We start from the raw sequence: 4299 nt of genomic DNA, 5'->3' as shown, positions 1-4299 counted from the left end.
TGTCAGTCTGTAGAGCGACCATAAGACCAGAACAGAGTAAATCTGTTAAGGCAGGTGCGGAACCCCGCAAGGGAAAGAAGCAGAAACCTAAATCGTGAGGTTTGGGAATCACCGTCCGTTTACGGCGGTGAGGATGTCAAGGAATATAAATGGGATGAAGCAAAACGTCTTGCTAATCTTCGTAAGCACGGAATAGATTTTACCGATGTTCCAGCCGTATTTGATGGGGATATTGTAACGGTTGAGGACGATCGTTACGGTTATGGAGAGCAGCGTTTTGTCACATTCGGTTTGTTGCAAGGGCGAGTGATTGCCGTTGTCCATACAGAACGTGAGGATTGCACCCGGATTATTTCTGCAAGAAAAGCGACGAAATATGAACAACGAACCTACTTCGAGCAACTCTCAAACTGATTGGCAACGATTGGATGCGATGAGCGATGAAGATATTGATTTATCAGATTGTCCAGAGATTACGCCAGAAATGTTTGCTAAGGCGGTAGTGCGGCGGGGTTTACCTGCTACAAAAGCCAAGGCTCAAGTTATACTCCCCATTGATAGCGATGTATTGTAAAGTTTCAATAGAAATATAGTTAGATATAGTCAGGCATGGCAATATATGGACATGAAACTATCAGACTATTGTTCGTCACGGGATTTGCTTGGTGTAGGCTAGACTGTAAGCAGCTAACTAAATCACCCCTAATTCTTGTGATAGAGATTTCCCCATGCCCCAAGCCTTGAAAGCAATTTATCATAGTGGTACGTTCATCCTTCAAACAGCTTACGATTTACCTGAAGGCACTGAGGTGGAGCTTTTTGTAAAATCACCTCAAATTATTCCCCCAAAGATTACCGATATTGCGGCTAGGCAGAATTTTTTAAGGCTGCTTGTTGAGCGAATGCAACAAAACCCCATTCCCTCTAATGCTCCCCAGTTTACGAGAGATATGTTGCATGAACGCCGTTGACACAAATGTTTTAATTTACGTCAATGATTCGCGTGATCCCGGTAAGCAGGCAATCGCAGCTTCTCTAGTAGCTAATCTGACAGAGGGGGTTTTAATTTGGCAGGTTGCCTGCGAATATTTAGCGGCAAGCCGCAAACTTGAGCCATTTGGGTATGACAGAGCGCAAGCCTATCAGTACATTCGAGATTTGCAACAGGTTTGGTACACAGCTTTGCCAACTTGGGCTGTGATTAATCGTGCTGAGGACTTGATCAGGCGTTTTAGTTTGTCTCATTGGGATTCGATGGTGGTTGCTGCTTGTTTGGAAGCAAACGTCGAAACTCTCTATACAGAAGACTTTGGGTATTCAGACATTGATGGGCTGAAAATTGTCAATCCTTTCAAGAGTCCCTAAACCCGCCGCAGCATAACAAGGCGCTGGAGCGGACGGTCGGGAGCTCCCAGTGGTGATGCTAAGGTTGTCTGCCGCCGCTGCACTTTACCGTTCCCCACTTCCCCAAACCCCACTTCCCCACACCCCACTTCCCTACAACCCACGAAAAACTTTTTCCCTATGTGGGGAAAGATTCGCCAATAGACTGGACAAGAACCTCTAGATGGGCGAGGCTATGGGTGGCCATGGCAGTAAACCGCAGACGACTGGTGGGAACGGTAGGAGGACGAATGGCGGGGGCAAAAATCCCTTTTTCTAGCAGTTTTTGCGATAATTCTAGGGCTTGACCCGGATTGGCTACCGGTAAACATAAAATCGCCGCTTCTGAAGGCAATATATTAAGATTATTTAATTTACTCTTGACAAAATTAATATTTTGGTGTAAGCGTTGGCGACGTTCCGGTTCCAGACGAATAATCTCTAAAGCCATTCTAGCAGCGGCGGTGTCGGCGGGGGATAAACCGGTAGTATAAATCCAGGTGGCGGCGCGATTGCGGATAAAATCGATAATTTTGGCGTTTCCGGTCACATATCCCCCTAAACTGCCCAAAGCTTTACTCAGGGTTCCCATCTGAATTAATTCCCGTCCCTGACAACCACAATATTCCACGCAACCTGTGCCATTTTCCCCCATAACCCCGGTAGCGTGGGCCTCATCCACCAAAACCATGCAATTATAAATCTCGGCTAGAGCGAGAATTCCCGCCAGGGGACAGATATCCCCATCCATACTAAACACTGTATCAGTGAGCAGTAAACAATGACGATAGTGATGACGGTGGGCTAATAGCTGATTTTCTAAATCTTCGAGACTATTGTGCCGGTATTCTTTCACCGTGGCACCGCTTAACTTGGCTCCATTTTTGAGGCTAGAGTGATTGTATTGATCGCCTAAAATCAGGTCTTTCTGCCCCACTAAACAGGTAATTGTCCCCAAATTGGCTAAATATCCCGAACTAAAAACGATCGCGTCTTCGCTATTTTTAAAGGATGCGATCGCTAATTCTAAGTCTCGATGAATATCTCGGTGTCCACTTAATAGACGCGAGCCGGTGCTTCCAGTTCCATAGCGTTGTGTTGCTGCTATGGCTGCCGCGATCATTCTTTCATCGGCTGCTAATCCCAGATAATCATTACTGGCAAAATTAATCAGCGATCGACCCTCTAATTCTATAACGGCTCCGCCCCGGCCTTGAATGGTTTTAACCCTTCGATACCAATTGGCCCGATGGAGGGTTTTTAAGCTATCCTCGATCCAAGAATAAGGATGATTCATGGGCGATTGATCAATATAGCGATTAAGCTGTTCTTAATTTAAATTGCTTGTTGAGACGAGGCAAGAGGCAAGAGGCAAAAGGCAACAGTAAAGGGATTGGGGGCGGTTCGGCTAATCTAAGAGTAAGCGGTTTAAATGCGTCTTAGCTTAGCTGGGGAAAATAGCCAGATTATTGCCGAAAAAGGCTCTTTTAAGGGTTAATAGCTTCGTAAAAACGACAATCTTGACAGGGACCTGGGGGGTTAATCGCACAGCGCAACAGTTCAGATCTGGCGTTAAAACGACAACTAGCATCCCCCATCACCCAACGTCCTTCAATCAAACTTTTTTCGTTAGGAGTGGGAGCAGTTTGTACATAAAGGGAAATTTTGCGTAAACAATAGCCACCAATCTTGTATTGATACTGGTGGTGACGTTCCAAAACTGCGTAGGTTTGTCCTTTTAAGGCCAAATAATTACCCGGTTGTGGCATCCAATCCAATTGGATCTCTCCCAAACTTTGCCGCGGATGGGTTAGAATAACCTCCGTTGTTAATGAATCTTGCTCCATGATTATCCCTGTATTCTGGGCTACCTTTGCTCAATGGTAGCTTAGATCTCCGAGTCGATTAATAATTATATCTCCTGCAAAAATCAAAAATCTTCGGTTAGGTAAGCAGACTCCCAGACAGAAGACTCCGAGACAGGGGGAGAAAAAAGACAAGGGACAACTATCCTAGAATTGCCAATTTCCCGATTAGAGTAGAAGATAAACCGCAGGATTTTTCCGAGAATTTACTTTAAATCTCTTGCATAATTAATTTTTCAGGGTTCAAAAACGGCAAAAATAAGGATTAAATGGGATAAAGTCTGTAAATAGACCATTTAACTGATTATCATTCATTCTTAATTCTCCTGACTACTGACTACTGGCTACTGACTCCTAACCCTAACAACAATTTTTGATTTTTACAAGAGATCTTTTATGGTTTACCCGATCCCACCTGAAGATAATCTACCGCAAAAATTTCCGAAAATTCCCTTAGATCGTCGTGCCTATGCTTTCCTGATCGACTTTGCCTCGATCTGGTTTTTAAGCTCCTTTGCTAACAGTTCGCCTGTACTACAATTTTTCCTTTTTCTCCTGATTTGGTGGTGTTTGCGGGTGTTATTGGTAGCGCAGAATCAGGGTCAGAGTTTAGGACGTTGGGCCCTGGATATGAAGATCATCGATCTACAACTTCAGCGTTTACCCGGAATTTTGGAGTTAAGCAAACGAGAGGCGATCGCTGGTGGCGGGGCAGCTTTAATGATGGTAGGGTTAAATACTTTTTTTGGCAATCCTTTAAGCTTGATTTTATTATCTTCGCCCCTTTTCGCCGATTGTGGTATGGCGATCGGTGATGAGCAATTGAACCGCGCTTTCCATGATCGCATCGGTGGCACGATTGTTATTCCCACCCGTCGGGGTTTTTCTCTCGATCTACGTTTAAGAAGGCTTTGGTATCAAGTTAAGGGCAGAATGAGAAAATAAATATCAGTTATCAGTGATCAGTTATCAGTGATCAGTTATCAGTTTTAAGTTTTGAGTTTTAAGTGAGCAGTATTAAATAGGGTTTGCGGCAAAAAGTTTTTCTTGG

Annotated in this window: 7 protein-coding genes; 5 read left to right on the top strand and 2 right to left on the bottom strand. The window is 44.4% G+C overall.

All coding sequences use genetic code 11. From position 1 onward, the window contains the following. Positions 1-192 precede the first annotated feature (192 nt). From PX636_RS02315 to PX636_RS02300, 4 genes are all read left to right on the top strand, one after another. Positions 193-414 carry a BrnT family toxin gene (locus PX636_RS02315; protein WP_288116108.1) on the top strand — a complete coding sequence of 74 codons (222 nt, stop codon included), beginning with the start codon at positions 193-195 and terminating at the stop codon, positions 412-414. Then, positions 377-574, top strand: a complete 198-nt coding sequence (locus PX636_RS02310) for a hypothetical protein (protein WP_002795803.1) — start codon at positions 377-379, stop codon at positions 572-574. Before PX636_RS02315 ends, PX636_RS02310 begins: the two co-directional genes overlap by 38 nt. Positions 575-728: 154 nt before the next feature. Then, a complete protein-coding gene (locus tag PX636_RS02305; protein WP_002763431.1) occupies positions 729-971 on the top strand; it encodes an antitoxin family protein in 243 nt (80 codons plus the stop codon). Then, positions 958-1365, top strand: a complete 408-nt coding sequence (locus tag PX636_RS02300) for a PIN domain-containing protein (protein ID WP_061433412.1) — start codon at positions 958-960, stop codon at positions 1363-1365. The genes PX636_RS02305 and PX636_RS02300 overlap by 14 nt, the downstream gene beginning before the upstream one ends. A 157-nt stretch (positions 1366-1522) precedes the next feature. Here PX636_RS02300 and bioF read toward each other — a convergent pair whose 3' ends face one another. After that, on the bottom strand, positions 1523-2680 hold the full coding sequence (gene bioF / locus PX636_RS02295; protein ID WP_288116100.1) for an 8-amino-7-oxononanoate synthase: 1158 nt from the start codon (positions 2678-2680) through the stop codon (positions 1523-1525). Between the two features lie 190 nt (positions 2681-2870). Then, positions 2871-3230, bottom strand: a complete 360-nt coding sequence (locus tag PX636_RS02290) for a DUF6464 family protein (protein ID WP_012266749.1) — start codon at positions 3228-3230, stop codon at positions 2871-2873. Positions 3231-3644: 414 nt separating this feature from the next. Between PX636_RS02290 and PX636_RS02285 the strand changes: the two genes are divergently transcribed. Beyond that, on the top strand, positions 3645-4193 hold the full coding sequence (locus PX636_RS02285) for an RDD family protein (protein WP_288116099.1): 549 nt from the start codon (positions 3645-3647) through the stop codon (positions 4191-4193). Positions 4194-4299: the final 106 nt, after the last annotated feature.

The sequence above is a fragment of the Microcystis sp. M53598_WE2 genome (genome assembly GCF_030067735.1).
In the GTDB taxonomy this organism is placed as follows: domain Bacteria; phylum Cyanobacteriota; class Cyanobacteriia; order Cyanobacteriales; family Microcystaceae; genus Microcystis; species Microcystis aeruginosa.
Note: the sequence above shows the minus strand (reverse complement) of the source record. Positions and strands in the feature narration are given on the sequence as shown.